This window comes from Rhodanobacter sp. LX-99, from assembly GCF_018599185.1.
In the GTDB taxonomy this organism is placed as follows: domain Bacteria; phylum Pseudomonadota; class Gammaproteobacteria; order Xanthomonadales; family Rhodanobacteraceae; genus Rhodanobacter.
Genome location: NZ_JAHFVL010000003.1, coordinates 207,747 through 231,423 on the forward strand (window position 1 = coordinate 207,747; position 23,677 = coordinate 231,423).

At 68.8% G+C, this 23,677-nt stretch carries 26 protein-coding genes; 17 read left to right on the forward strand and 9 right to left on the reverse strand.

The genetic code is table 11. From position 1 onward, the window contains the following. Positions 1–13: 13 nt before the first annotated feature. Genes hda through KK131_RS15210 form a run of 3 tightly spaced genes read right to left on the reverse strand, consistent with a single transcriptional unit; the run spans position 14 to position 2,885 of the window. Positions 14–721 (reverse strand): DnaA regulatory inactivator Hda, encoded by a 708-nt coding sequence (gene hda / locus KK131_RS15200; protein ID WP_214557568.1) that lies wholly within the window; start codon positions 719–721, stop codon positions 14–16. Further along, complete coding sequence (locus KK131_RS15205) at positions 718–1,887, reverse strand: AI-2E family transporter (RefSeq protein WP_214557569.1); 1,170 nt, start codon at positions 1,885–1,887, stop codon at positions 718–720. The genes hda and KK131_RS15205 overlap by 4 nt, the downstream gene beginning before the upstream one ends. A gap of 17 nt (positions 1,888–1,904) precedes the next feature. Then, positions 1,905–2,885: a DUF2066 domain-containing protein gene (locus KK131_RS15210; protein ID WP_214557570.1), complete on the reverse strand. Its 981-nt coding sequence runs from the start codon at positions 2,883–2,885 to the stop codon at positions 1,905–1,907. Positions 2,886–3,051: 166 nt separating this feature from the next. Here KK131_RS15210 and purM point away from each other — a divergent pair, with 166 nt between their 5' ends. Genes purM through KK131_RS15225 form a run of 3 tightly spaced genes read left to right on the forward strand, consistent with a single transcriptional unit; the run spans position 3,052 to position 5,496 of the window. Next, positions 3,052–4,080: a phosphoribosylformylglycinamidine cyclo-ligase gene (gene purM, locus KK131_RS15215; RefSeq protein WP_214557571.1), complete on the forward strand. Its 1,029-nt coding sequence runs from the start codon at positions 3,052–3,054 to the stop codon at positions 4,078–4,080. A gap of 8 nt (positions 4,081–4,088) precedes the next feature. After that, on the forward strand, positions 4,089–4,754 hold the full coding sequence (gene purN, locus KK131_RS15220) for a phosphoribosylglycinamide formyltransferase (protein ID WP_214557572.1): 666 nt from the start codon (positions 4,089–4,091) through the stop codon (positions 4,752–4,754). A 34-nt stretch (positions 4,755–4,788) separates the two neighbouring features. Next, entirely contained in the window at positions 4,789–5,496 is a 708-nt protein-coding gene (locus KK131_RS15225) for a DUF3108 domain-containing protein (protein WP_214557573.1), read from the forward strand. Positions 5,497–5,568: 72 nt separating this feature from the next. On the opposite strand, the gene murA is transcribed toward KK131_RS15225, so the two are convergent. Together murA and KK131_RS15235 are read right to left on the reverse strand one after the other, a co-directional pair. Further along, positions 5,569–6,828, reverse strand: coding sequence for a UDP-N-acetylglucosamine 1-carboxyvinyltransferase (gene murA, locus KK131_RS15230; RefSeq protein WP_214557574.1), 1,260 nt, complete (start codon positions 6,826–6,828; stop codon positions 5,569–5,571). A gap of 86 nt (positions 6,829–6,914) precedes the next feature. After that, positions 6,915–7,157 carry a BolA/IbaG family iron-sulfur metabolism protein gene (locus tag KK131_RS15235; RefSeq protein WP_214557852.1) on the reverse strand — a complete coding sequence of 81 codons (243 nt, stop codon included), beginning with the start codon at positions 7,155–7,157 and terminating at the stop codon, positions 6,915–6,917. Between the two features lie 211 nt (positions 7,158–7,368). Here KK131_RS15235 and KK131_RS15240 point away from each other — a divergent pair, with 211 nt between their 5' ends. The 13 genes from KK131_RS15240 to KK131_RS15300 all read left to right on the forward strand — a co-directional run bounded on the left by KK131_RS15240 (position 7,369) and on the right by KK131_RS15300 (position 18,493). After that, positions 7,369–8,379: a KpsF/GutQ family sugar-phosphate isomerase gene (locus KK131_RS15240; protein WP_214557575.1), complete on the forward strand. Its 1,011-nt coding sequence runs from the start codon at positions 7,369–7,371 to the stop codon at positions 8,377–8,379. 66 nt (positions 8,380–8,445) lie between these two features. Beyond that, complete coding sequence (locus tag KK131_RS15245; RefSeq protein WP_214557576.1) at positions 8,446–8,994, forward strand: HAD hydrolase family protein; 549 nt, start codon at positions 8,446–8,448, stop codon at positions 8,992–8,994. Continuing rightward, positions 8,991–9,593: an LPS export ABC transporter periplasmic protein LptC gene (gene lptC / locus KK131_RS15250; RefSeq protein WP_214557577.1), complete on the forward strand. Its 603-nt coding sequence runs from the start codon at positions 8,991–8,993 to the stop codon at positions 9,591–9,593. The genes KK131_RS15245 and lptC overlap by 4 nt, the downstream gene beginning before the upstream one ends. A gap of 28 nt (positions 9,594–9,621) precedes the next feature. Next, complete coding sequence (lptA, locus tag KK131_RS15255) at positions 9,622–10,164, forward strand: lipopolysaccharide transport periplasmic protein LptA (protein ID WP_250887322.1); 543 nt, start codon at positions 9,622–9,624, stop codon at positions 10,162–10,164. Between the two features lies 1 nt (position 10,165). Next, entirely contained in the window at positions 10,166–10,885 is a 720-nt protein-coding gene (gene lptB / locus KK131_RS15260) for an LPS export ABC transporter ATP-binding protein (RefSeq protein ID WP_214557579.1), read from the forward strand. Between the two features lie 97 nt (positions 10,886–10,982). Then, positions 10,983–12,440 (forward strand): RNA polymerase factor sigma-54, encoded by a 1,458-nt coding sequence (locus KK131_RS15265; protein ID WP_214557580.1) that lies wholly within the window; start codon positions 10,983–10,985, stop codon positions 12,438–12,440. A gap of 148 nt (positions 12,441–12,588) precedes the next feature. Then, the gene (gene raiA, locus KK131_RS15270; protein ID WP_214557581.1) at positions 12,589–12,912 is read left to right on the forward strand and encodes a ribosome-associated translation inhibitor RaiA; all 324 of its coding nucleotides are present in this window, start codon (positions 12,589–12,591) and stop codon (positions 12,910–12,912) included. A 149-nt stretch (positions 12,913–13,061) separates the two neighbouring features. Continuing rightward, the gene (hprK, locus tag KK131_RS15275) at positions 13,062–14,012 is read left to right on the forward strand and encodes an HPr(Ser) kinase/phosphatase (protein ID WP_214557582.1); all 951 of its coding nucleotides are present in this window, start codon (positions 13,062–13,064) and stop codon (positions 14,010–14,012) included. 4 nt (positions 14,013–14,016) lie between these two features. After that, a complete protein-coding gene (gene rapZ, locus KK131_RS15280; RefSeq protein WP_214557583.1) occupies positions 14,017–14,922 on the forward strand; it encodes an RNase adapter RapZ in 906 nt (301 codons plus the stop codon). 37 nt (positions 14,923–14,959) lie between these two features. Further along, on the forward strand, positions 14,960–15,352 hold the full coding sequence (locus KK131_RS15285) for a PTS fructose IIA subunit family protein (protein ID WP_214557584.1): 393 nt from the start codon (positions 14,960–14,962) through the stop codon (positions 15,350–15,352). After that, on the forward strand, positions 15,345–15,614 hold the full coding sequence (locus KK131_RS15290; RefSeq protein ID WP_214557585.1) for an HPr family phosphocarrier protein: 270 nt from the start codon (positions 15,345–15,347) through the stop codon (positions 15,612–15,614). The genes KK131_RS15285 and KK131_RS15290 overlap by 8 nt, the downstream gene beginning before the upstream one ends. Positions 15,615–15,759: 145 nt before the next feature. Further along, entirely contained in the window at positions 15,760–17,505 is a 1,746-nt protein-coding gene (gene ptsP / locus KK131_RS15295; protein ID WP_214557586.1) for a phosphoenolpyruvate--protein phosphotransferase, read from the forward strand. A gap of 184 nt (positions 17,506–17,689) precedes the next feature. Further along, entirely contained in the window at positions 17,690–18,493 is an 804-nt protein-coding gene (locus KK131_RS15300) for a hypothetical protein (RefSeq protein ID WP_250887323.1), read from the forward strand. A 36-nt stretch (positions 18,494–18,529) separates the two neighbouring features. Here the strand turns inward: KK131_RS15300 and KK131_RS15305 are convergent, their stop codons facing one another. Beyond that, complete coding sequence (locus KK131_RS15305; RefSeq protein WP_214557587.1) at positions 18,530–19,423, reverse strand: LysR family transcriptional regulator; 894 nt, start codon at positions 19,421–19,423, stop codon at positions 18,530–18,532. 87 nt (positions 19,424–19,510) lie between these two features. Between KK131_RS15305 and KK131_RS15310 the strand changes: the two genes are divergently transcribed. Further along, complete coding sequence (locus KK131_RS15310) at positions 19,511–20,548, forward strand: YeiH family protein (RefSeq protein WP_214557588.1); 1,038 nt, start codon at positions 19,511–19,513, stop codon at positions 20,546–20,548. Between the two features lie 19 nt (positions 20,549–20,567). Here KK131_RS15310 and KK131_RS15315 read toward each other — a convergent pair whose 3' ends face one another. The 3 genes from KK131_RS15315 to creD are packed head-to-tail and all read right to left on the reverse strand — an operon-like array spanning position 20,568 to position 23,524. Then, the gene (locus tag KK131_RS15315) at positions 20,568–21,446 is read right to left on the reverse strand and encodes a class I SAM-dependent methyltransferase (protein WP_214557589.1); all 879 of its coding nucleotides are present in this window, start codon (positions 21,444–21,446) and stop codon (positions 20,568–20,570) included. A gap of 45 nt (positions 21,447–21,491) precedes the next feature. Continuing rightward, a complete protein-coding gene (tsaB, locus tag KK131_RS15320; protein WP_214557590.1) occupies positions 21,492–22,184 on the reverse strand; it encodes a tRNA (adenosine(37)-N6)-threonylcarbamoyltransferase complex dimerization subunit type 1 TsaB in 693 nt (230 codons plus the stop codon). Then, on the reverse strand, positions 22,181–23,524 hold the full coding sequence (gene creD / locus KK131_RS15325) for a cell envelope integrity protein CreD (RefSeq protein WP_214557591.1): 1,344 nt from the start codon (positions 23,522–23,524) through the stop codon (positions 22,181–22,183). The genes tsaB and creD overlap by 4 nt, the downstream gene beginning before the upstream one ends. Positions 23,525–23,677: the final 153 nt, after the last annotated feature.

Consider the following 23,677-nt stretch of genomic DNA (forward strand, 5'->3'; position numbering starts at 1 on the left):
ACAGCCGCGCCGTTCAGGGCGCCGTTTCGCCGCCTTCGCGCAGGAACCCCCGCAGGAACGGAATGGTGATCCGCCGCTGCGCTGCCAGCGAGGCCGCATCCAGCTTGTCGAGCAGATCCAGCAGCGCGCCCAGGTCGCGCGCATAGCGGGCGAACAGCCAGTCCAGCACGCTGTCGTCCAGTTCGATGCCTCGCGCAGCGGCCTGCGCCTTCAGCACGGCGCGGCGTTCGTCGTCGTCGAGCGGCTTCAGCGCGAACTGGGTGCAGGCGCCGAGGCGCGAGCGCAGGTCGGGCAGGTCGATGCCGAGCTGGGTCGGGGTGGCATCGGCGGCGAACAGCAGTGCGCTGCCTTCGGCGCGGGCGCGGTTGTACAGGTCGAACAGCGCGTGTTCGGCCTCGCGCTCGCCGGCGATCGCGCCGAGGTCGTCCAGCGCCAGCAGTTCGCTGCCGGCGACGCCGCGCAGGGCGGCGGCGCGATCTGCGATCGTCGCCAGCGGCAGATACTGCACGCGCCGTCCCGCCGCACTGGCCGCCTGGCAGGCGGCCATCAGCAGGTGGCTGCGGCCGCTGCCGCTGGCGCCGTGCAGGTAGATCCACGGTGCGCCGGGTTGCAGCGCCAGCGCCTGCACCGCGGCCAGCGCGGCGGCGTTGGCGCCGGCGTGGAAATGTTCGAAGCGCTGGCGGCGCGGCCAGCGCAAGGCCAGCGGCAACTGCGGGATCATGGCTCGGCCCGGTCGTCCCGCGGCGGCTCGACCCTGGCCTCGACCTCGCCATCGCGATGCACGGCGACCTCCACCTCGGCGACCACCGGATCCTGCGGCCCCGCCTCGTTGTACAGCTCGCTCATGCGGTAGCGCTCGATCAGGTAGCGCAGCAGCACCATGATCACCGACGCCGCCGGCAGCGCCAGCAGCACGCCGAGGAAACCGAACAGGTAGCCGCCGGCCAGCACCGCGAACATCACCGCCACCGGGTGCAGGCCGATCTTGTCGCCGACCAGCTTGGGCACCAGCACATAGCCTTCCAGCAGCTGGCCGACCGCGAACACGCCGCAGACCAGGAGCACGTGGGTCCAGTCGCCGTACTGCACCAGCGCGGCCACGATCGCCGCGACGAAGCCGATGATGAAACCCAGGTACGGCACGAAGCTGAGCAGGCCGGCGACCATGCCGATCAGCGGGCCCACGGTCAGCCCGACCACGCCCAGGCCGGCGCCGTAGAACACGCCCAGCGCCAGCATCACCAGCAGTTGGCCGCGCACGAACGCGCCCAGGATCTTGTCCGACTCGCTCGCCAGGTAGGCGACGGTGGGCTGGATCGAACGCGGCAGCATGCCGTCGACCTTCGCCACCAGCCGGTCCCAGTCGCGCAGCAGGTAGAACGCCACCACCGGGATCAGCACCAGGTTGGTCAGCCACATCGCGATGCCCAGGCCGGAACGCGACACCTTGCCCAGCACCGCCGTGGCGACGCCGCCGATCGAGGCCATGTGCTCCTTGATCGCGGTCAGCAGGCGGTCGCTGTCGAAGGTGTGCGGGTCCAGATGCAGGCGCGCCTGCAGCCATGGCCACACGGTGTTCTGCGCCCAGTCGCCGTAGCGCGGCAGGTTGTTGATCAGGTTCTCGACCTGGCGCGCGATCAGCGGGATCAGCAGCAGCAGCACGCCGACCACCACGACCATGATCACCACGAACACGATCGTGGCCGCCCACATCCGGTTCAGCCCCAGCCGTTCCAGCCGGTCGGCCAGCGGATCGCCGAGGTAGGCCAGCATGGCGGCCACCGCGAACGGCATCAGCACCGGCGCCAGCAGCCAGATCAGGTAAACGATGACCGCCGTGATGGCGAACAGCTGCCAGCGGCGCGAGATGTCCTTGTCTTGATTCACTCGGCACGCATCCTTAATCACCTCAGCCAGCGCAGGTTCGCGTCCGCGCCCGGATGCGGCTCGCCCTGCAGCAGCAGGTGGCCGCCGGCGGCGAGGTTCGCGGCCAGACCGCCCATCGGCACGGAAGCCTTGACGTACAGCAGCACGCCGTCGTTCTGCGCGCCCAGGGTCAGCACCTGCTTCACCGACGGGTCGTCCTGCAGGGTCGCCACCAGGTTCGCGTAATCCATCGCCGAATCCAGCCCGCTGACCCACAGCTTGCCCTCGCTGGGGCCGGCGCCGATCACGTTGAGCTGCCTGCCGATGCGGTCGACCATGCCGTTGCCGGCGTCGCCGAGCAGCGCATCCGCGCTTTCGCCCTGGCCGTTCCAGCGCTGCGCCTGGCCGCCGGAGATCAGCGTCCAGTCCGCGCCGCCGTCGCGCAGCCTGCCGAGCAGCACCAGGCCGGTGTGGTACTGCCGGTTGACCGCCGCCAGCGCGGCCGGGTCGGCGGCGGCGACCTTGGCCGGATCCGGCGGAGTGCTGTCGGGATAGATCACATTGGTGCCGCGCGCAGCGGCGGCAGAGGCCAGGCTGGCCAGCGCCGCCTGGTCGAGCAGATGTCCGTCGCTGCCCTGCACCAGCAGCAGCACCGGCGGCTTGATCCCCGCGCTCTGCACGCCCAGCTTCGACACCAGCCGGCGCACCGAGCCCGGCTCGAACTCGACGTCCAGGATCAGCCCGGTCGCGGCGCGCTGGTACTGGAATTTCTGCACCATCGAACCGGCCTTGCCCAGCGCGTCGGCATAACCGGCGTTGCTGCGCAGGTCCTGGCCGCCGGCGATCCGCGTCAGCACCTGGCCGAGCGCAGTGGCGAACGCCTGGTCGCGCTGGGCGTCGCTGGTATCGGCGACCGGCACGACCACCGAATACGGCGAGCCGGCAACCTGCGCACGCAGCAGCGGCAGCGCGGCAAGAAACAGCAGCAGGGTGGCGATCAACAGACGGGACAGGCGCATGGATGTGGGCATCTTCAGGGGGAAGCTCACGGGAAGTCTGCCCAATCGCGCCCGCAGCGTCCATCGCGGTCGTCACGAACCCGCCATCGCCTGCCGGCAACCGCGCCACAAGCTGGTAAACTTGCGCGTTTCACCCACGCCGCAGATCCTGATCAAGGTCCTCGCCATGTCTGACGCCCTCACCTACCGCGCCGCCGGCGTCGATATCGATGCCGGCAATGCGCTGGTCGAACGCATCAAGCCGCTGGTCAAGCGCACTTCCCGCCCCGAAGTGATGGGCGGCCTGGGCGGTTTCGGCGGCCTGTTCGACTTGAGCGGCCGCTACAAGGATCCGGTGCTGGTGTCCGGCACCGACGGCGTGGGCACCAAGCTGAAGCTGGCGCAGATCCTGAACCGCCACGACACGATCGGCATCGACCTGGTCGGCATGTGCGTCAACGACGTGCTGGTGCAGGGCGCCGAGCCGCTATTCTTCCTCGACTACTTCGCCACCGGCAAGCTGGATGTGGACACCGCGGTGGCGGTGGTCGGCGGCATCGCGAAAGGCTGCGAACTGGCCGGCTGCGCGCTGATCGGCGGCGAAACCGCCGAGATGCCGGACATGTATCCGCCAGGCGAATACGACCTGGCCGGCTTCACCGTGGGCGCGGTGGAGAAATCGCAGATGCTGACCGGCGCGGCGATCGTCGCCGGCGACGTGGTGCTGGGCGTGGCCTCCAGCGGCCCGCACTCGAACGGCTATTCGCTGGTGCGCAAGATCCTCGAGCGCGCCGGCAACCCGCTCGACCTCGACCTGGGCGGCGTGAAGCTGGCCGACGCGCTGATGGCGCCGACCACGATCTACGTGAAGTCGATGCTGGAATTGATGAAGGCGAGCCCGGTGCACGGCATGGCCCACATCACCGGCGGCGGCCTCAAGGAAAACATCATCCGGGTGGTGCCGAACGGCCTCGGCATCGCGCTGGACGCCTCCGCCATCGTATTGCCGCCGGTGTTCGACTGGCTGATGCGCGAAGGCAACGTGGCGCGCGAGGAAATGTGGCGCACGTTCAACTGCGGCGTCGGCTTCACCGTGATCCTGCCGCGCGACGCGGTGGCCGGCGCATCCGCGCTGCTGGCGAAACATGGCCTGGCCAGTTCGGTGATCGGCGACATCGTGCCCGCACTGGGCGACGAACGCGTGCATATCGGCTGAACCGCTCCGTGACAACCGCACCTGCCAAAGTCGCCGTGCTCGCTTCCGGGCGCGGCAGCAACCTCGCTGCGCTGCTCGCCGCGCGCGAGCACGGCGACTTGCCGGTCGAGTTCGTGCTGGTCGGCAGCGACAGGGCCAGTGCCGGCGCGCTGCGCCTGGCCGAGGCGGCGAACATTCCCACCCTGGCGCTGGACCCGCGCAGCTATCCGGACCGCCGCGCGTTCGACCTGGACCTGTTCCAGCGCGTTGCCGCCAGCGGCGCCGAATGGCTGGTGCTGGCCGGCTTCATGCGCATCCTCGACGGCGAGGCGCTGCGGCCGTGGGTGGGCCGCATCATCAACATCCACCCTTCGCTGCTGCCGAAATACCGCGGCCTGCACACGCATCGCCGCGCGCTGGAAGCGGGCGACCGCGAGCACGGCGCCAGCGTGCATTTCGTCACCGCCGAACTGGATGGCGGCCCGGTGATCGCACAGGCACGCCTGCCGATCGAAGCCGGCGACGACGAGCAACTGCTGGCGCAACGGCTGCTGCCGCTGGAACACCGGCTGCTGCCTGCGGTGCTGGGCCTGCTGGTCAGCGGGCGCCTGCAATGGGACGGCCAGGCGCCACGCTTCGACGGCCAGCCGCTGGCGGCGCCATTGCGGCTGGACGACGACGGCCTTTCTCCTTAAAGCCGGTTCAGCCCGGTCTCGGCAGACTCGGCGCATGACTATCCGACCCCTGCTCGCTCCCCTGCTCGGCCTCGGCCTGCTGCTCGGTACCCCGGCCGCGCCCGCCGCCACGCCCACCGCGTTCACCGCCACCTACGACGTGTCGCAGGCTGGCTCGCCGATGGGTCGGGCCACGGTGAGCCTGCGCGCGGCCGGCAACGGCGAGTGGATCTACAGCAAGGACGTCAAGGGCACCGGCGGACTGGCCGCCCTGCTCGGCGCCAGCGTCACGGAAAGCTCGCGCTTCCGCTGGAGAGGCGACGTGCCCGAGGCGATCAGCTACGACTACCAGTTGCAGGCGGCGGTGAAGACCAAGCAGCGCCACATGGTGGTCGACTGGGCGAAAAAGCAGGTCGCCGTCGACGAGGGCAAGGGTCCGCAGACCTATCCGGCCAGTCCGGGCATGGTCGAGCGCAATACCCTCGCGCTGGCACTGGGCCTGGCCTTGCGCGACGGCAAGCAGCAGGTCGCGTTGCCGGTAGCGGTGCGCCAGGAAGTGCAGGTGCAGAACTTCAAGGTGACCGGCAAGGAAGCCATCACCGTTCCTGCCGGCAGCTTCGACGCCGAACGGATCGACCGCACCGACGCCGACCGCGGCTTCAGCGCGTGGTACGCCCCCGACCGCTATCCGCTGCCGGTGAAACTGTCGCAGCACGACGGCGGCGACATGGTGATGGAGCTGGTGAGCTACAAAGCCGACTGAGCTTTTCAGGCGCAACCAGCACGAAAAAGCCCGGCAATGCCGGGCTTTTTGCCGTGCGCGATGCAGCGCCGATCAGTTCGGCAGGCGGCGGATCTTGGCGCCGAGCACGCCGAGCTTTTCCTCGATGTTCTCGTAGCCGCGGTCGATGTGGTAGACGCGATCGACCGTGGTGTCGCCCTTGGCCACCAGGCCGGCCAGCACCAGGCAGGCCGAGGCGCGCAGGTCGGTGGCCATGATCGGCGCGCCGCTCATCTGCGCGACGCCCTGCACCACCGCGGTGTTGCCCTCGAGGCGGATGTCCGCACCGAGGCGCTGCAGCTCGTGCGCATGCATGAAGCGGTTCTCGAACACCGTCTCGGTGACCACGCCGGTGCCCTCGGCGACGCAGTTCAGCGCGGTGAACTGCGCCTGCATGTCGGTGGGAAACGCCGGGTACGGCGCGGTGCTGATGTTGACCGCCTTCGGCCGGCGGCCGCCCATGTCCAGCTCGATCCAGTCGTCGCCGGTGGAGATGTGCGCACCGGATTCCTCCAGCTTGGCCAGCACCGCCTCGAGCGTGTTGGCGCGGGCGTGGCGCGCGCGTACCTTGCCGCCGGTCATCGCCGCGCCGACCAGGAAGGTGCCGGTCTCGATGCGGTCGGGCAGCACCTCGTACTCGGCGCCGTGCAGGCGCTCGACGCCGTGGATCACCATGGTGGACGTGCCGGCGCCCTCGATTTGCGCGCCCATCGCGATCAGGCAATGCGCCAGGTCGACCACCTCGGGCTCCTGCGCCGCGTTCTCGATCACCGTGGTGCCGTGGGCCAGGGTGGCCGCCATCATGATGTTCTCGGTGCCGGTGACGGTGACCATGTCCATCACGATGCGCGTGCCCTTCAGCCGCGATGCCTTCGCCTTGATGTAGCCGTTCTCGACCGTGATCTCGGCACCCAGCGCCTGCAGGCCACGGATGTGCTGGTCGACCGGGCGCGAGCCGATCGCGCAGCCGCCCGGCAGCGAGACCTCGGCCTGGCCGAAGCGCGCCACCAGCGGGCCGAGCACCAGGATCGAGGCGCGCATCGTGCGCACCAGGTCGTACGGCGCCACGCAGGTGCTGGTGGTGCGCGGGTCGACGTGCATCTTCATGCGGTCGTCCAACACCAGTTGCACGCCCATCTGGCCGAGCAGTTCGATGAACGTGGTGACGTCGTGCAGGTGCGGCACGTTGCCGATGCTGACCGGCTCATCGGCCAGCAGGCAGCCAGCAAGAATCGGCAGCACGGCATTCTTGGCGCCGGAAATGCCGACCTCGCCATGAAGCGGCGTGCCGCCGCTGATCAGAATTTTGGCCATATGTACGGGATTCGAGATTCGGGATTTGAGATTCGGAACAGCCAGGGGGCGAGATGGTGGCGGGGTTCGCTTTCGCGAATCCCGAATCACGAATCCCGAATCCCGGCTTCTTGGGGTGTCAGGGTCTTCAGGGCCAGCGCGTGGATCGCGCCGCCCATCAGCTCGCCCAGCGTGGCATACACCAGCCGATGCCGCGCCAGCGGCAGCTTGCCGGCGAACTGGCCGGCGATCACGGTGGCCTCGAAATGCACGCCATCGGCCCCGCTGACCTCCACTCGGGCACCGGGCAGGCCATTTTCGATCATCGCCTGGATGCGGGCGGGGTCCATCGGGGAGTGTTCCATGCGGGAGCTCGGGCCAACCGGCAGCGGATTCCGTCACGACTGGAATCCATTGCGCTGGCTTATGACGTTAAAATGCGGATATGCCATGGTAATGGAAATCCGCTGGCGCAGAAATGACAGCGGTTCCAGATCGGCCCGAACGTGGCCGCCCGCCACGGCTACCCGGGCATTCGTCCCGCCCTTTCATCGAGCCCCCATGAACGCACGCATCGCCCCACCCGCCCCGATCGACCTGAACCCGGACGCCATCACGCGCAGCGCGCGCACGGTGATCGCCACCGAAGCGGCCGCGGTCGAGGCGCTGGAGGCGCGGATCGGGCCGGCCTTCGTCGAAGCCTGCCGGCTGATCCTGGCCTGCAAGGGCCGCGTGGTGGTCAGCGGCATGGGCAAGTCCGGGCATATCGGGCGCAAGATCGCCGCCACCCTGGCTTCCACCGGCACGCCGGCGTTCTTCGTGCACCCGGGCGAAGCCAGCCACGGCGACCTCGGCATGATCCTGCCGCAGGACGTGGTGCTGGCGATCTCCTACTCCGGCGAGACCGACGAACTGCTGCTGATCCTGCCGGTGATCAAGCGCCAGGGCATCCCGCTGATCGCGATCACCGGCCGCCCCGGTTCCTCGCTGGCGACCCAGGCCGACGTGCACCTGGACGGCAGCATCTCCAACGAAGCCTGCCCGCTCGGCCTGGCGCCGACCACCAGCACCACCGTGGCGCTGGTGCTGGGCGACGCGCTGGCGATCGCGCTGCTGGAGGCGCGCGGCTTCACCTCGGACGACTTCGCCCGCTCGCATCCGGCCGGCGCGCTGGGCCGGCGCCTGCTGCTGCACATCGGCGACGTGATGCACACCGGCGACGACGTGCCGCGGGTCTCGCCCGACGCCAGCCTCACCGCGGCCCTGGTCGAGATGACCCGCAAGCACCTGGGCATGACCGCCGTGGTCGACGCCGAACAGCGCCTGCTGGGCGTGTTCACCGATGGCGACCTGCGCCGCGCGCTGGACGACGAGGGCGTGGACCTGCGCGGCGCCACCGTCGCGGAACTGATGACGCGTGGTCCGAAGACGATCGGCGCCGACAAGCTGGCGGCGGAAGCGGCGCAGCTGATGGAGAAGTACCAGATCCACGCGCTGCTGGTGGTCGACGACGAACAGCACGTGGTCGGCGCACTGAACATTCACGATCTGCTCCGTGCGCGTGTCGTCTGATTCGTCTCGACGAATCAGACAAATCAAATACGCTGCTCTTGATCCTGCTCTCCCAGAATCCCGCCCGTGCCCACCAACTACCTCGCCGATCTCCCCGCCGATCTCCTGACCCGCGCCGCGAAAATCCGCCTGGCGGTGTTCGACGTGGACGGCACGCTGACCGACGGGCGCCTGTGGTACGCCGAGGACGGCCGCGAGACCAAGGTGTTCCACGTGCACGACGGCCTCGGCCTGAAACGGCTGCAGGCGAACGGCGTGCAGGTCGCCATCATCACCGCGCGGATCAGCCACCCGGTCGCGCTGCGTGCCGAGGAACTGGACATCGCCCACGTCTACCAGGGCCAGAGCGACAAGCGCGCCTGCCTGCGGGAATTGCTCGATGCGTTGAACCTCGCCCCCGAACAGGCCGCCTTCACCGGCGACGACCTGCCCGACTTGCCGCCGATGCGCCTCGCCGGGCTGGCCGTGGCGGTGGCGAACGCGCACCCGTGGGTAGCCGAGGCGGCGCACTGGCAGACCGCACGGAGCGGCGGCATGGGCGCGGCGCGCGAGGTCTGCGACCTGATCCTGCACGCCCAGGGCAAGGGCGACGCGGAGCGGGAGCGCTGGCAGTGAGCCTTCGCCGCTACCTGCGCGACCGGCGCCTGCCGGCCGCGACCATCGCCATCGCGCTCGCCGCGGGCGTGGCCCAGCTGCTGTTGTGGTGGTTCGGGCCGGCACCGAAGACCAGCGACTTCGTCGGTCCGCCGCGCTCCAGCTACACCCTCTCCGACGCCCGGATGACCGAATTCAACGCCGCGGGCCAGCCCAGCTTCCGCCTGCAGTCGCCGCACCTGGAACGCCGCGAGGGCGACGACTCGCTCTACCTCAATTCGCCCACCTTCCAGTTGCCGGCCAGGCAGGCCGGCGTGCCGGACTGGCAGGGCGAATCGCTGTATGGCTGGGTCAACAAGGATGGCAGCCTGCTCAAGCTGCAGGGCCCGGTGACCATGCACCGGCCGGCATTCGGCAGCACGCCGGCCACCGAGATGCATACCTCCGACGTCACCGCCTGGCCGAAGGAAAACCGCCTGGAGACCGCCGCGCCGGCACGGATCGTTCAAGGAGCATCTACAATCAGCGGGGTCGGCATGCGCGCCAACCTCACCAACAAGCACCTGGAGTTGCTCGATGATGTCCACAGCACGTTCATGCCAGCCAAGCCGGGCCGTTAAGCTCGCGGTCCTGGGCCTTGGACTGGCCATGCTGCAACCCGCGCTTGCCCGCAAGGATGACCGCCAGAAGCCGGCGAACATCGCAGCGAAATCATTCGACGCAACCCAGCAAGACAACGGCGTCATCCACTACAAGGGCAACGTGCTGCTCACCCAGGGCACCCTGAAGGCAACCGGCGCGCTGGCCACCGCTTACCTGGACGCGGACAACAGCGTCACGCGGGTCGTCATCACCGGCACGCCGGCGCACATCGAACAGCTCGATGACAGCGGCAACCTGATGCAGGGCGACGCCACCGCGATCGACTACGACAACGTCAAGCAGGTCGCCGTGCTGACCGGCAATGCATCGGTCAAGCAGAAAGGCCGCGGCGAAGCCCAGGGCGACAAGCTGACCTACAACACCCAGACCAGCCAGATGACCGGCGAGAGCAGCGGCGACGGCATGGTGCACATGACCTTCCAGCCCAGGCCGAAACCGGCCACGCCGGCCGCATCCTCAACTACGCCGGCCTCCGTCTCGCCGGCCCCGGCGCAAAGCAGTCCGGCCCCAGCGCAGGAACAACCCTGACGTGCTCTCCGCCGAAGGTTTGCAGAAAAGCTTCAAGGCGCGCCAGGTCGTTCGCGATTTCGGCTTCTCGATCCGCGAGGGCGAGGTGGTCGGCCTGCTCGGCCCCAACGGCGCCGGCAAGACCACCTGTTTCTACATGGTGGTCGGCCTGATCGAGGCCGATGGCGGCACGATCAAGCTGGACAAGCAGGACATCACCGGGCTGCCGATGCATGCGCGTGCCCGGCTCGGCATCGGCTACCTGCCGCAGGAGGCGTCGGTGTTCCGCCGGCTCAGCGTGTCCGACAACATCATGGCCGTGCTGGAGCTGCGCGACGGGCTCGGCGAGCAGCAGCGCAGCGCCGAGCTGGAAAACCTGCTGGACGAGCTGAAGATCGCGCACATCGCCGGGCAAAAGGGCATCAGTCTGTCCGGCGGCGAACGGCGCCGGGTGGAGATCGCCCGCGCGCTGGCCGCCAACCCGCGCTACATGCTGCTGGACGAGCCGTTCGCCGGGGTCGACCCGATCTCGGTCGGCGAGATCCAGCGCATCGTGCGGCACCTGAAGGAGCGCGGCATCGGCGTGCTGATCACCGACCACAACGTGCGCGAGACCCTGGGCATCTGCGACCGCGCCTACATCCTGAACGACGGCGAGGTGCTGTCGCGCGGCACCCCGGCGCACATCCTCGCCGACGAGAAGGTGCGCGAGGTCTACCTGGGCCGCGAATTCCGCCTCTGAATTGCCTGTCGCGTCCGCTTCTGCCGCGAACCGCAGCTATGGCCGCACCTGCGGGCACGCGTTACGATGGTGGCGACCCCCATTCGACCCGGCTGGCATGAAACCTGCGCTACAGTTTCGCCTCCACCAGCAGCTGACCCTGACGCCGCAATTGCAGCAGGCGATACGCTTGCTGCAACTGTCGCAACTGGAGCTGGAAGCCGAACTGCGGCAGATCGCCGAGAGCAACCCCCTGCTGGAGTTCGCCGAGGAAGTCGAGGACGACGAGGCGACCGAGAGCGTCGAGGCCGAAAGCGAATACCCCAGCGTCGAGGCGGTCGCCGCCAGCAGCAGTGATGACGGCGACGCCGGCGACTGGTCGGACGGCGGTGGCGTGGCCGAAACGCCGATCGACTTCTCCAGCAACAGCGGGGGCAACGGCAGCAGCGGTTCGCGCGGCGACGACGATTTCGAGCCGCAGAACGCCGCGCCGGAAACGCTGCAGCAGCACCTGCTGTGGCAGCTCAACCTGGCCTCGTTCAATCCGCGCCAACACCTGATCGCCACCGTGCTGATCGACGCGCTCAATCCCGCCGGCTACCTGGGCGAAGGGCTGGAGGCGGTGCTCGCCGCCCTGCCCGCCGACTTCAACGCCAGCGTCGAGGAGGTCGAGGCCGTGCGCCGCCGGCTGCAGGGCTTCGACCCCACCGGCGTGGGCAGCCTCGACCTGCGCGACTGCCTGCGCGTGCAGTTGGAGCAGTTCGACCCGGATACGCCGCAGCGCGATCTGGCGCTGCGCATCGTCGACGCCGAACTCGACCTGCTCGCGCGCAACGACATCGCCCGACTGGCGCGGCGCCTGCGCGCCAGCGAGGACGACGTGGCCGCGGCCGCCGTGCTGATCCGCAGCCTCGACCCGCGCCCCGGCGCGGCGCTCGACGCCACCCCGGTGGAATACGTGGCGCCGGACGTCTACGCGCTGCGCGACGGCAGCCGCTGGCGGGTCAGCCTGAACCCGGACGCGCAACCGCGGCTGGGCCTGAACCAGCACTACTGCGGCCTGATCGCCCAGGCCCGCGGCGAGGATGCCAGCTGGATGCGCGGCCAGCTGCAGGAGGCGCGCTGGCTGATCAAGAGCCTGGAGTCGCGCGCCGAGACCCTGCTCAAGGTCGCCGAGGCGATCGTGCGGCGGCAGAGCGCGTTCCTCGACTACGGCCCCGAAGCCATGCACCCGCTGGTGCTGCGCGAGGTGGCCGAGGAAGTGGGCATGCACGAATCCACCATTTCCCGCGTCACCACCCGCAAGTACATGCACACCCCGCGCGGCACGTTCGAGCTGAAATACTTCTTTTCCAGCGGTGTTTCCACCGAGGACGGCGGCAGCGCCTCGGCCACTGCGATCCAGGCCATGCTGCGCAAGCTGATCGAGTCCGAGGACGTGCGCAAGCCGTTGTCCGACCTGGCGATCGCCGAGGAACTGCAGCGCAAGGGCATCCAGGTCGCCCGCCGCACCGTCGCCAAATACCGGGAAGGGCTGCGCATTCCCACGTCCAGCGAACGCCAGCGCGCGGGCTGATTGTCGCCGGGGACACCCACGGGAACTTGGTTAACGGAAAAGCGCTCCCATACCTGCTAGTAGAGTGATTGACGATGTGCCCGGCCCCCGGGCCGGGTACGTCCACCCCGCCGCGAAAGCGGCACTGCACCACCAGAGGAGGCGCCCCATGCAATTCCAACTCAGCGGCCAGCAGATTGAAGTCACCCCGGCCCTGCGCGACCACGCCACCGCCAAGCTCGACCGCCTCACCCGCCTCGACGACAAATTGAAGAGCCTCGCGATCGTGCTGTCGGTCGACAAGCTGCAGCACCGCGCGGATGGCACCCTGGGCGTCGTCGGCGCCACTCTGCACGCCGAGGCTACCGAGGCCGACATGTACGCCTCCCTCGACGTGCTGTTCGACAAACTGGTCGCCCAGTTGCGCAAGTACCGTGAAAAGGTCGCCGACAAACACCAGCGCGAAGCGCGCGAAGAGCGCCAGTACGGCTGATTCCGGCCGCGTCCGGCCGATCGCGGCCCGCCCGTTCCGGGGCGGGCCGTTTTCCGCTCTGAACACGCGTATCCGTCCAAGCTGGCACAATGGCCATGCTGCCGCAAAGGCCCGTCGGGCCCCGACATGCGGCGCAAAGGACCCAAGGTTTGGACCGGATCAGCGCGCGACAACTCTACGATGGCGTCCACGAACGCATGGCCCTGCGCTGGGTATCCGGCATGCGCGGGGAGTCGCGCGTGCTCGAGCCTGGCGTGGCGCAGGCGCGCCGGCCGTCGCTGATCGGCTACCTCAACGTCATCTATCCGAACAAGATCCAGATCATCGGCTCGGAGGAGCTGAACTTCCTCGACGGGCTGGACTCGCGCCAGCGCTGGGAGGTGATGCACAAGATCGCCGCCTACCAGCCGGTGGCGCTGATCGTGACCAAGGACCAGACCGTGCCGGCCGACCTGCGCGAGGTCGCCGAGGAAACCAACACGCCACTGTGGATCAGCCCCAAGCGCGGCCACGAACTGCTGACCTACCTGCAGTACCACCTGGCGCGCATGCTGGCGGCCAAGACCACCCTGCACGGCGTGTTCCTGGAAGTGTTCTCGATCGGCGTGCTGATCACCGGCGAGGCCGGCTCCGGCAAGAGCGAGCTGGCGCTGGAACTGATCAGCCGCGGCCACCGGCTGGTCGCCGACGACGCCACCGAATTCACCCTGATCGCGCCGGACGTGATCGACGGCAGCTGCCCCGAGCTGCTGCAGGACCTGCTGGAAGTGCGCGGGCTGGGCGTGCTCAACGTGCGCGAGATGTTCGGCCACATGTCGGTCAAGACGTCCAAGTACCTGCGCCTGGTGGTCCACCTCAAGCCGCTGCGCGACGGCGAGGAGACCGACGCGCTGACCCGTCTCACCGGCGACATCGGCCACCGCGAGATATTCGACGTGCAGGTGCCGATGATCACCCTCCCGGTGGCCTCGGGCCGCAACCTGGCGGTGCTGGTCGAAGCCGCCGTGCGCAGCCACGCGCTGAAGAGCAAGGGCATCGACCCGGCACAGACCTTCATCGACCGCCAGGCGCACCAGTTGCGCCGGCTGCCCCCATGGTGAATGCATGAGCGACAACCACACATCCCCCAATCCGCTGGTCGACCCGCACGAGATCCACCTGATCGTGCTCACCGGCATGTCCGGCGGCGGCAAGACGGTGGCGCTGCGCGCGCTGGAGGACCTGGAGTTCTACTGCGTCGACAACCTGCCCTCGGTGCTGCTGCCGCAACTGGTCAACGCAGCCACCAGCGGCGACCGCCGCGGCCGGCCGCGGCGCATCGCCGTGGGCGTGGACGTGCGCAACCGCGGCACCGATTTCGCGCACATGCCGACCGTGCTGTCGGAACTGGCCGCCGCCGGCGTGCAGGTGCACCTGATTTTTCTGGACTGCCGCGACGAAGTGCTGATCAAGCGCTATTCGGAAACCCGCCGGCGCCATCCGCTGGCCATCCGCGGCGTGTCGCTGGCCGACGCGATCGTCGAGGAGCGCCGGCTGCTGCGCCCGCTGATGGCGATCGCCGAGAAGGTGATCGACTCCAGCGAGCTCAACGTGCACCAGCTGCGCCGGCTGGTCGCCACCGGCTACGCGCAGGCCACCGAGGGGCTGACCCTGATGTTCCAGTCGTTCGCGTTCAAGCGCGGGCTGCCGCTGGACGCGGACTTCGTGTTCGACGCGCGCTGCCTGCCTAATCCGCACTGGCACCCGCACCTGCGCCCGCTGTCGGGCAAGGACGCGCCGGTGCGCGAATTCCTCGAGGCGGAACCGCTGGTCGGCGAATACTTCGCCGACACCGCGCGCTGGCTGGACGCCTGGCTGCCGCGCTTCGAACAGGACGACCGCAGCTACGTGACCATCTCGATCGGCTGTACCGGCGGCCGCCATCGTTCGGTCTACCTGGTCGAGAAGCTCGCCGCGCACTACCGCGGCCGTCGCGAAGGCGTGCTCACCTTCCACCGCGAGCTGGAGTGACCATGACGACCCCCGCAAACACCTCGGGTCGCCGGCCATGAGCGTCGGCGTGCTGCTGATGACCCACGAGGCGGTCGGCCACGCGCTGATCTCCGCCGCGCATCACGTGATGCCGAAGCTGCCGCTGCAGGTGGCCGCTGTGGAAGTGCCGCCCAGCGCCGACCCGGACGTGATGCGCACACTTACCGCACATCACGCGCGCGAACTCGACCAGGGCGACGGCGTACTGATCCTGGCCGACCTGTACGGCGCCACGCCGTGCAACATCGGCCTGTCGCTGGGCGCGCTCGGCGTACATCTTCGCTGCGTCTCCGGCCTCAACCTGCCGATGCTGCTGCGCGTACTCAACTATGCGGAAAAACCACTCGACGAACTGGCCGAGATCGCGGCCAGCGGTGGCCGCGGGGGAATCTTCATCGACCATGCGTGAGCAAGACATCGTCATCACCAACAAGCTGGGGCTGCACGCCCGCGCCTCGGCCAAGCTGGTGCAACTGGTACAGGGCTTCAAATCCACCGTGTGGCTGGTCAGCAAGGGCCGCGAGGTCAACGCGCAAAGCATCATGGGCGTGATGATGCTGGCCGCCGGGCTCGGCAGCCCGCTGACCGTTCGCGCCGACGGGCCGGACGAGGAATCCGCGCTGGCCGCCGTGGTTCAGCTGTTCGAGCGCAAGTTCGACGAGGGAGCATGACTGGTATGGGAGTCGGGAGTCGGGAATCGGGAATCGGCAAAGCCGGCAGCATGAAGCTGGCGGTGAACCGCCATTCCGTGCGCGCGCTGCTTCTGCCGATTCCCGATTCCCGACTCCCGATTCCCGGCCCTGCAAGGAGCCGCCTGTGAGGCACATCCTGCACGGCACCATCGCCGCCCACGGCATGGCGCTGGGCCGCGCCCGCCTGGTGCAGCCCAGCCGCTACGCGGTGGACACCCGGCCGCTGGCCGAGCACGAGATCGAGGGCGAACTGGCCAAGCTGCACCAGGCGCTGGACACCGCGCGGCAGGAGCTGCGCGAGCTGCGCGGCAAGCTGCACGGCGCGCTGGCGCGCGAGGTCAACGAATTCATCGACGCGCACAGCCTGCTGCTGGACGACGCCGAGCTGCTGCGCGGGCTGGACGACCTGGTAAAGATCGGCCACTACCGCCCCGGCGCCGCGCTGAAGAAGCAGCGCGACCGCCTGTCCGCGGTGTTCGAGGCGATGGACGATCCCTACCTGCGCAGCCGCAAGGAAGACGTCGAGCAGGTGATCAACCGGGTGATCTCCGCGTTGCAGCGGCAGACCAGCCCGGAGGAACGCAAGCTGGCCGCGCGCGTGGGCGAGATCCTGATCGCCGACAACATCGCGCCGGGCGACATGGCGCAGCTGGCCGGCAACGGCCTGCTCGGCGTGGTCGCCAGCTCCGGCAGCGCGTATTCGCACAGCGCGATCCTGGCGCGCAGCCTCGGCCTGCCGATGCTGGTGGGCACCCGCGACGCCCTGTCGAACATCCACGACGACGACCTGATCCTGCTCGACGCCGAGCGCGGCGAGGCGATCGTGCATCCCGCCGCACAGGACCTGTCGCGTTACCGCGCGTGGCAGCGCGAAGCCCTTGCCGAAGGCCGCCGCCTGGCCAAGCTGGCGAACGCGCCCACGCGCACCCGCGACGGCGTCGAGATCGCCCTGCTGGCGAACGCCGAGACGCCGGCCGACGTGGCGATGGCGCGCGCCCGCGGCGCCGACGGCGTGGGCCTGTACCGCACCGAATTCCTGTTCCTCAAGCACAAGGGCCTGCCGTCGGAAGACGAGCAGTTCATCGCCTACCGCGACCTGGTGATGGGCATGGGCGGCCTGCCGGTGACCATCCGCACGCTGGACCTGGGCGCCGACAAGGCCGATGCCGCCGGGCTCACCCTGCGCGGCGAGGACAACCCCGCGCTCGGCGTGCGCGGCGTGCGCCTGTCGCTGCGCTACCCGGCGGTGTTCACCACGCAGATCCGCGCGATCCTGCGCGCCGCCTGCTACGGCCCGGTACGCGTGCTGGTGCCGATGGTGACCCAGCCCGACGAACTGATCGCGGTGCGTACGCTGTTCAAGCTGGCGCGGCAGGACCTGAAGCGCGAAGCCATCGACCTGCCGGAAAAACTGCCGCTGGGCGCGATGATCGAGGTGCCGGCGGCGGCGATCAACGTGCGCGCGCTGCTGGAGCACGCCGACTTCCTCGCGATCGGCACCAACGACCTGGCCCAGTACGTGCTCGCCGCCGACCGCGGCAACGACGCGCTGGAAAACATCTACAACCCGCTGCAGCCGGCGCTGCTGCGGCTGATCTCGCACGTGCTCAGCGCCGGCCGCCGCGCCGGGAAGCCGGTCAGCCTGTGCGGCGAGATCGCCGGCGACGTGAACTTCACCGCGCTGCTGCTGCTGCTCGGGCTCAACGAATTCAGCATGCACCCGGCGCAGATCCTGCAGGTACGCGACCGCCTCGCCACGCTCGACCACGCCCACCTGCGCCGCCACGCCGCGCAGCTGCTGCGCGCGCATACCCACGAGCAGGCCGAGGCGATGTTGAACGACATCGTGGACGCAGCCACCCCGAACTGAGCCTCTGCCACGACGGCGGCTCGTTCCCCATTCGTCACGAATCGTTTCGCTGCGCTTTACATTTCCGGGCGCATCGTCAGCGGTTCAGGGGACACCAGCTGCGTGCACGTTCTTCACCGCCCGGACTCCGGCACGACAACTCCGCATCTCATCGAACCGATCCACGGCCATGGGGAGTGTCATCATGAACAAGTCACTTGTCGCTGTACTTCTGGGAGGGTTGCTGGGGGCATGCCTGATGCCCTCGCCGGCCACGGCGCAAAGCGCCTTCGACGGTACCTGGAAGATCGACCTGAAGAAGGTCGAGATGCCGAAGAAGCCCGACGTCCTGCTGCTGCAGAACGGCATGTACCACTGCAGGACCTGCGTTCCGCCGGTCAGCGTGAAGGCCGACGGCACCGACCAGCCGGTCAGTGGCCATCCGTACTACGACACGATGGCGGTTACCGTCGTCGACGACCACGCGGTCCACGAGATCGACAAGAAGGACGGCAAGGTCGTCTCGGATTCCACCATGACCGTGGCCGCCGACGGCAAGACGGCGAACTTCGAGTTCACCGACAGCAGCAACAACAACACCGACCCGGTGACCGGCAACGGCACCATGATGCGCGTGGCGAAAGGACCGGCCGGCGCGCACGCGATTTCCGGCTCGTGGCGCACGCAGAGTTACGACAGCGTCTCGGACAACGCGCTGACCCGCAGCTACAAGGTCGATGGCGACACGTTCAGCATGAGCGCGCCCACCGGCGAGTCGTATACGGCGAAGATGGACGGCAGCGAAGTCCCGTACAGGGGCGACCCCGGCGCGACCAGCGTCTCGGTGAAGAAATTGAGTTCGCACGTCATGCAGGAAACCGACAAGCGCGACGGCAAGATCATCAGCGTGGCGAAAATGACCGTCGCTCCCGATGGAAAGAGCATGACCATCGCGGTCGACGACAAATTGCACGGCACCCACATGTCGTTCGTGGCGATGAAACAGTAAGTGGCAAGCACAAGCCAGGGACGGCCTGCCGCCGGCTCAGTGGACCCGATCGAGGTCGATCCCCTCGAGGAACGCGTCCAGCAGCGCGCCGCGGTATTTCCGCCGGTGCAACAGCAGCGAGAGCTTGCGGCGCAGGTCGAGGAACGGCGTCTTCAACGCCTTCAGCCGCCCGGTCGCCAGTGCGTCGGTGACCGCCACCGCCGGCAGGCAGGCGATGCCCAGCCCGGCCACCACGGCCTGCTTGATCGCCTCGATCTGGTCCAGCTCCAGCACGGTTTCGCCGGGCGGCAGCTGCGCCAGCACGCGCTCGCTGGTGGCGCGCGTGGCCGAGCCGGGCTCGCGCAGCACCCAGCGGGCACCGGCGAAATCCGCCGGCTTCAAGCCGCGCCGGCGCGCCAGCGGATGTTCCGGCGGTGCGCACACCACCAGCAGGTCGTCGCGCCACGGCCGCACTTCCAGCAGCGGGTGCGCCACCGGGCCTTCGACGCAGCCGACATCCAGGCTGTGCTCGAGCATGGCGGCGGCGATCGTTTCGGTATTCGCCACGCGCAGGCGGATCGCCACCTGCGGATGCGCTCGCACGAAACCGCCGAGCAGCTCGCCGACCAGGTAATTGCCCACCGTGTTGCTGGCGCCTATGCGCAGTTCGCCGCCCAGTTCGGCGCCCTCCTCGCGCCCGCGCCGGCCGAACTCGGCATGCCGTTCCAGCAGTTCCTGCGCCAGCGGCAGCAGTTCGCGGCCACGCGCATTCAGGCGCAAACGGCCGCGCTCGCGGTCGAACAACGGAGCATCCAGCTGCCGCTCCATCTCCGCCAGCGCCATGCTGGCCGCGGGCTGGGTCAGGTGCAGCCGCTCGGCGGCGGCACGCACGCTGCCGTGCAGCGCGATCTGCACGAACACGTCCAACTGGCGCGGGCTGATATTGATCATCAGCCTATCTTATACACGCAATCACATATTCCAAATTTTCCTGATTGATGCGCAGGCGGACAATGGCGCGATTGCCGGAGCCCATGCATGAACGCACCATCCCTCGCCGTCACACCCACGCTCTTTCGACAACGCGCCCCCGGCCTGCTGCTGGCGGTGGCGATCGGCGTGCTGGCGCTGCTGCTGGGGCGCTGGGCGCCGCTGATCGGCGGCCCGGTGATCGGCATCGTGCTGGGCATCGTGGTGCGCAACCTGCTGTCGCCGGGCGAGCGCTACAACCCCGGCATCGCGTTCGCCGGCAAGAAGGTGCTGCAGTGGTCGATCATCGCGCTGGGCTTCGGGCTCAGCCTGAGCCAGGTCGCGAAGACCGGCCTCGAATCGCTGTCGGTGACCCTGGTGACGATGAGCGTGGCCTTCCTCGCCGCCTGGCTGCTCGGCCGCTGGCTTGGCGTGCACGACAAGCTGAAGATCCTTATCGGCGTGGGCACCGCGATCTGCGGCGGTTCGGCGATCGCCGCAGTCACGCCGATCATCCGCCCGGACGACCACGACACCGCGTTCGCAATCTCCACCATCTTCCTGTTCAACTTGGTCGCGGTGCTGCTGTTTCCGCTGCTCGGCCACCTGATGCAGCTGAGCGACCTCGGCTTCGGCCTGTGGGCCGGCACGGCGATCAACGACACCTCGTCGGTGGTCGCCGCCGGCTACAGCTACAGCCACGCCGCCGGCGACTACGCCACCATCGTCAAGCTGACCCGCGCCACCCTGATCATCCCGGTCTGCCTGGTACTCGCCTTCGTGGTCGCCGCGCGCGAGAAGCGCAAGCATGCGCAAGCCGGCAGCGTCGGCCACTTCAGCCTCGCCAGCATCTTCCCCTGGTTCATCCTGTGGTTCCTGGCCGCCTCGGCGGTACGCACTGCCGGCCTGATCCCCGTGGCGATCCAGCCGTCCATCCACCTGCTGGCCGAGTTCCTGATCATCGTGGCGCTCACCGCGATCGGCTTGTCCGCCAACCTGCGCAAGATGGCCGCCAGCGGCGCGCGGCCGATCCTGCTGGGGCTGGGCGTGTGGATCGCGGTGGCGGTGAGCAGCCTGCTGGTGCAGTGGGTGATCGGGCAGTTGTGACGGCTGCCACGCCAGGCATTCAAGCGCTGCGAAACACGGCGGGCCGATGCATCTCCCGCGGGCCGACAGCCTGCAGCCACCGCTCCCGCGCGATGGTCGCGGTGCAAGGCCCGAGCGTGCAGATGCGGATCGCGCGCGTGGTCGCCTCCGCCCGCAGCATGTCCAGCACGTCGCGCAGCATCGCGCCCTCGAACGGCGTGTACAGATAGAACACCGTGCCGGCCGACAGATCGGCCATCCGCACATCCCCCTGCACGAACGTCACCTGGTCGAGATTCAGTGCGCGAGCGCAGCGTTGCGCGCACTCGACATGGGCCGATTCCCATTCGATGCCGATGCAGCGTGCACCGGTACAAATGGCGGCCAGCACGGGGACCTGGCCCAGGCCGGAACCGAGATCGACCAGCACGTCGCGCTCGTCGAGTGCCGTGCGGGCGATCATGTCGAAGATATGGCGCGCCGGCGTGGGTTGGTAAAACACCATCTCTGCCGACAGCCCGGCAAGCTGGAGTCCGGGTTCATCGATCTGCAGAACGCCGCTGACCAATCCGTCGAGATGGTCATAGCTTTCGCCATCGGCTGGAGTGCCTGTGCGATCCGAAGCGGTTGCGCGCACCCATTCGAGCAACCTGCGCCCCCCCGCGCCGCGCTGGATATCCAGGCGAATGCCCTGGTAAAGCCGGCCGTCGATGGCTTCAAGCTCGGCGCGCAAGACGTCGATCCGGTGGCGTAGTCCCGCCTCCACCGTCGCATCGGCATGAGCCCCGTGAGGCAGCCCGTCGAGGCCGTAGGCCTCAAGGCGGTCAAGCACATCGCCGCGCTCACGCAGTCGATCCGGTTCACGCAGCGACGAGTCCTGCTCCAGATCGCTGATGAAGGCTTGCAGCGCACGACTCATTCGTTGGTCATTCCCTTGCCGGCGGATGGCAGTGCCATCGGCAACTCACGCCTTGCCCTGCTCCACCAGCGTCAACGCCACCTTGTCGCGCAGATACACCGGCAGCGCCAGTTCGGGCGCCTGCGTGTGGCCGACCTTGAACTCGCGCAGCGCCAGCTCGGCCACATGCGCGGCCTGCGGATAGCGCAGGCCGTCGGCGGAATGCAACGTGCCGGTGAGGCGCTGGCTCAGCGCGGTGGCATAGGTGGCCCAGCCGGTGCCGACCACCTGCCAGGCGCCGGCCTCGGGCAGTACCAGCGACTCGGCGGTGCAGATGCGCTCGTCGTCCAGCGCGACCAGGCCGCCGTCGTCGTCGCGGCGGTAACAGGCGGCGTAGATCTCGCCCATGCGCGCATCGATCACGGCGAGGATCGCGCTGCCTTCTTCCTCCGGCGCTTCCAGCGCCAGCGCGGCCAGCGAGGAGATGGTGATCACCGGCAGATCGAGCGCCAGCGCCATGCCCTGCGCCAGCGACACGGCAAGGCGCACGCCGGTGAACGCGCCCGGGCCGCGGCCCACCGCGATCGCGTCCAGCGCGTGGCGGCCGATGCCGGCCTCGGCCAGCAGGTCGTCGGCCATCGGCAGCACCAGTTCCGTGTGCCGGCGCGGCGCGATCTCGCTGCGGGCGATCAATTCATCGCCGTGGATCAGGGCGACGGAGCAGGCTTCGGTGGCGGTTTCGATCGCGAGCAGGTTCATGGTTTGTCCATGATAGCGGCTGGCGGCTCGGCCGCGGTGCATGCGTACCAGTCGATGTGGCGGGTCAGGTACATCATCAAGCCCACCATCGCCAGCAGCACCAGCGCACCGATCAGCAGCGCGTACTGCTCGGCCGCGATCAGCGCGTACAGCATCGCGTAGATCAGCCCCAGCACGCCGCCCAGCAGCAGGCCGGCGCGCCGCGCACGCAGCACCGCCATCGCGTAGCCGCCCACCAGCACGGCCACCGCAGCCGCGGCCAGGGCATAGGCCGGGCCGAAACCGATCTGTTCGGACAGCGCCAGCAGCACCACGTAGAACGTGGCCAGCGCCGCACCGACCAGCAGGTATTGCACCGGGTGCACGCGCAGCTGCCTGAGCACCTCGAACAGGAAGAACGCCACGAAGGTCATCGCGATGAACAGCAGCCCGTATTTCCCCGCACGCACGTTGCGCTGGTAGACGTCGACCGGCTGGTACAGCTGCACGCCGAAGGCGGAGGCCTGCAGTGCGGCCTTCATGTCGCTGTCGGCGTCGGTCCAATGCTGACCGTAGCTGCGGTTGAGGTCGAGCAGGTGCCAGTGCGCGCTGAAACCCTGCGCGTCGATCCGGTGTTCCAGCGGCAACGCCGCGCCGAAGAAGCTGGGATCGTTCCACGGCGCGCGCATCGTCACGTCGGTGCTGCGCGCCAGCGGCAGCAGTTGCAGCGCCTCGGTGCCTGCCAGCTTCAGCGTGATCTGCACGTCGATCGGCTGATCGCCCAGCGCATCCAGGTCGACCGGCACCACCACGTTCGGCCACGGGCCGAGCCGATCGGCCGACGAGTCGAAGCGCGCCGGCCGGCCGTTGATGCGCAGCTCGCTCACTTCCTGCAGCCCGCGCAGGTCGCCTACGGCCAGGCGCAGCTCGGCCTTGCCGCCCTGCCATTGTGTGCTGCTGGCGCGGCGGAACTGGGCCAGGTCCTGCGCACGGAACTGGCCGCCGAGCTTCACCGTGGCGACGAACACCGGCGCGGCGTAGATGCCGTAGCTGCGCGTCTCCACCGCCATCGCCACGTCCAGCCTCAGCGCATCGGCCAGCATGCTCTCGCTGCCGGCGCGCCACTGCGGCGGTTGATTCTCCGCCACCGTCACCTGGCGCAGCGTGGGCACCACCAGCACCGGCCCGCCCAGCACCTGGGCGCCGCCCCAGCCCTGCGCGATCTGCGCGATCGCTCCTTCCCGCAACTGCTGCCGCTCGCGCACCAGCTCGCGCACCTGCATCAGCGGTATCGTCATCAGCAATGCCAGCACGCCGATGCCCAGCACCTTGGCGGTCACCGTCTGAGTCCACTTGCCCATGTCCCAAGCACTCCCTTGATCCGGAGTGCCGATCACAGCAGTCCCGGCGGCGGCAACGCGGGCAAGCGCGGCCGGCCCACAGGCCGCAAGGTGGCATGCGGATGACAGCGAAACTTCGCGCCGCCGGCGCGGTCACTGCAGGACCGGCGAGCC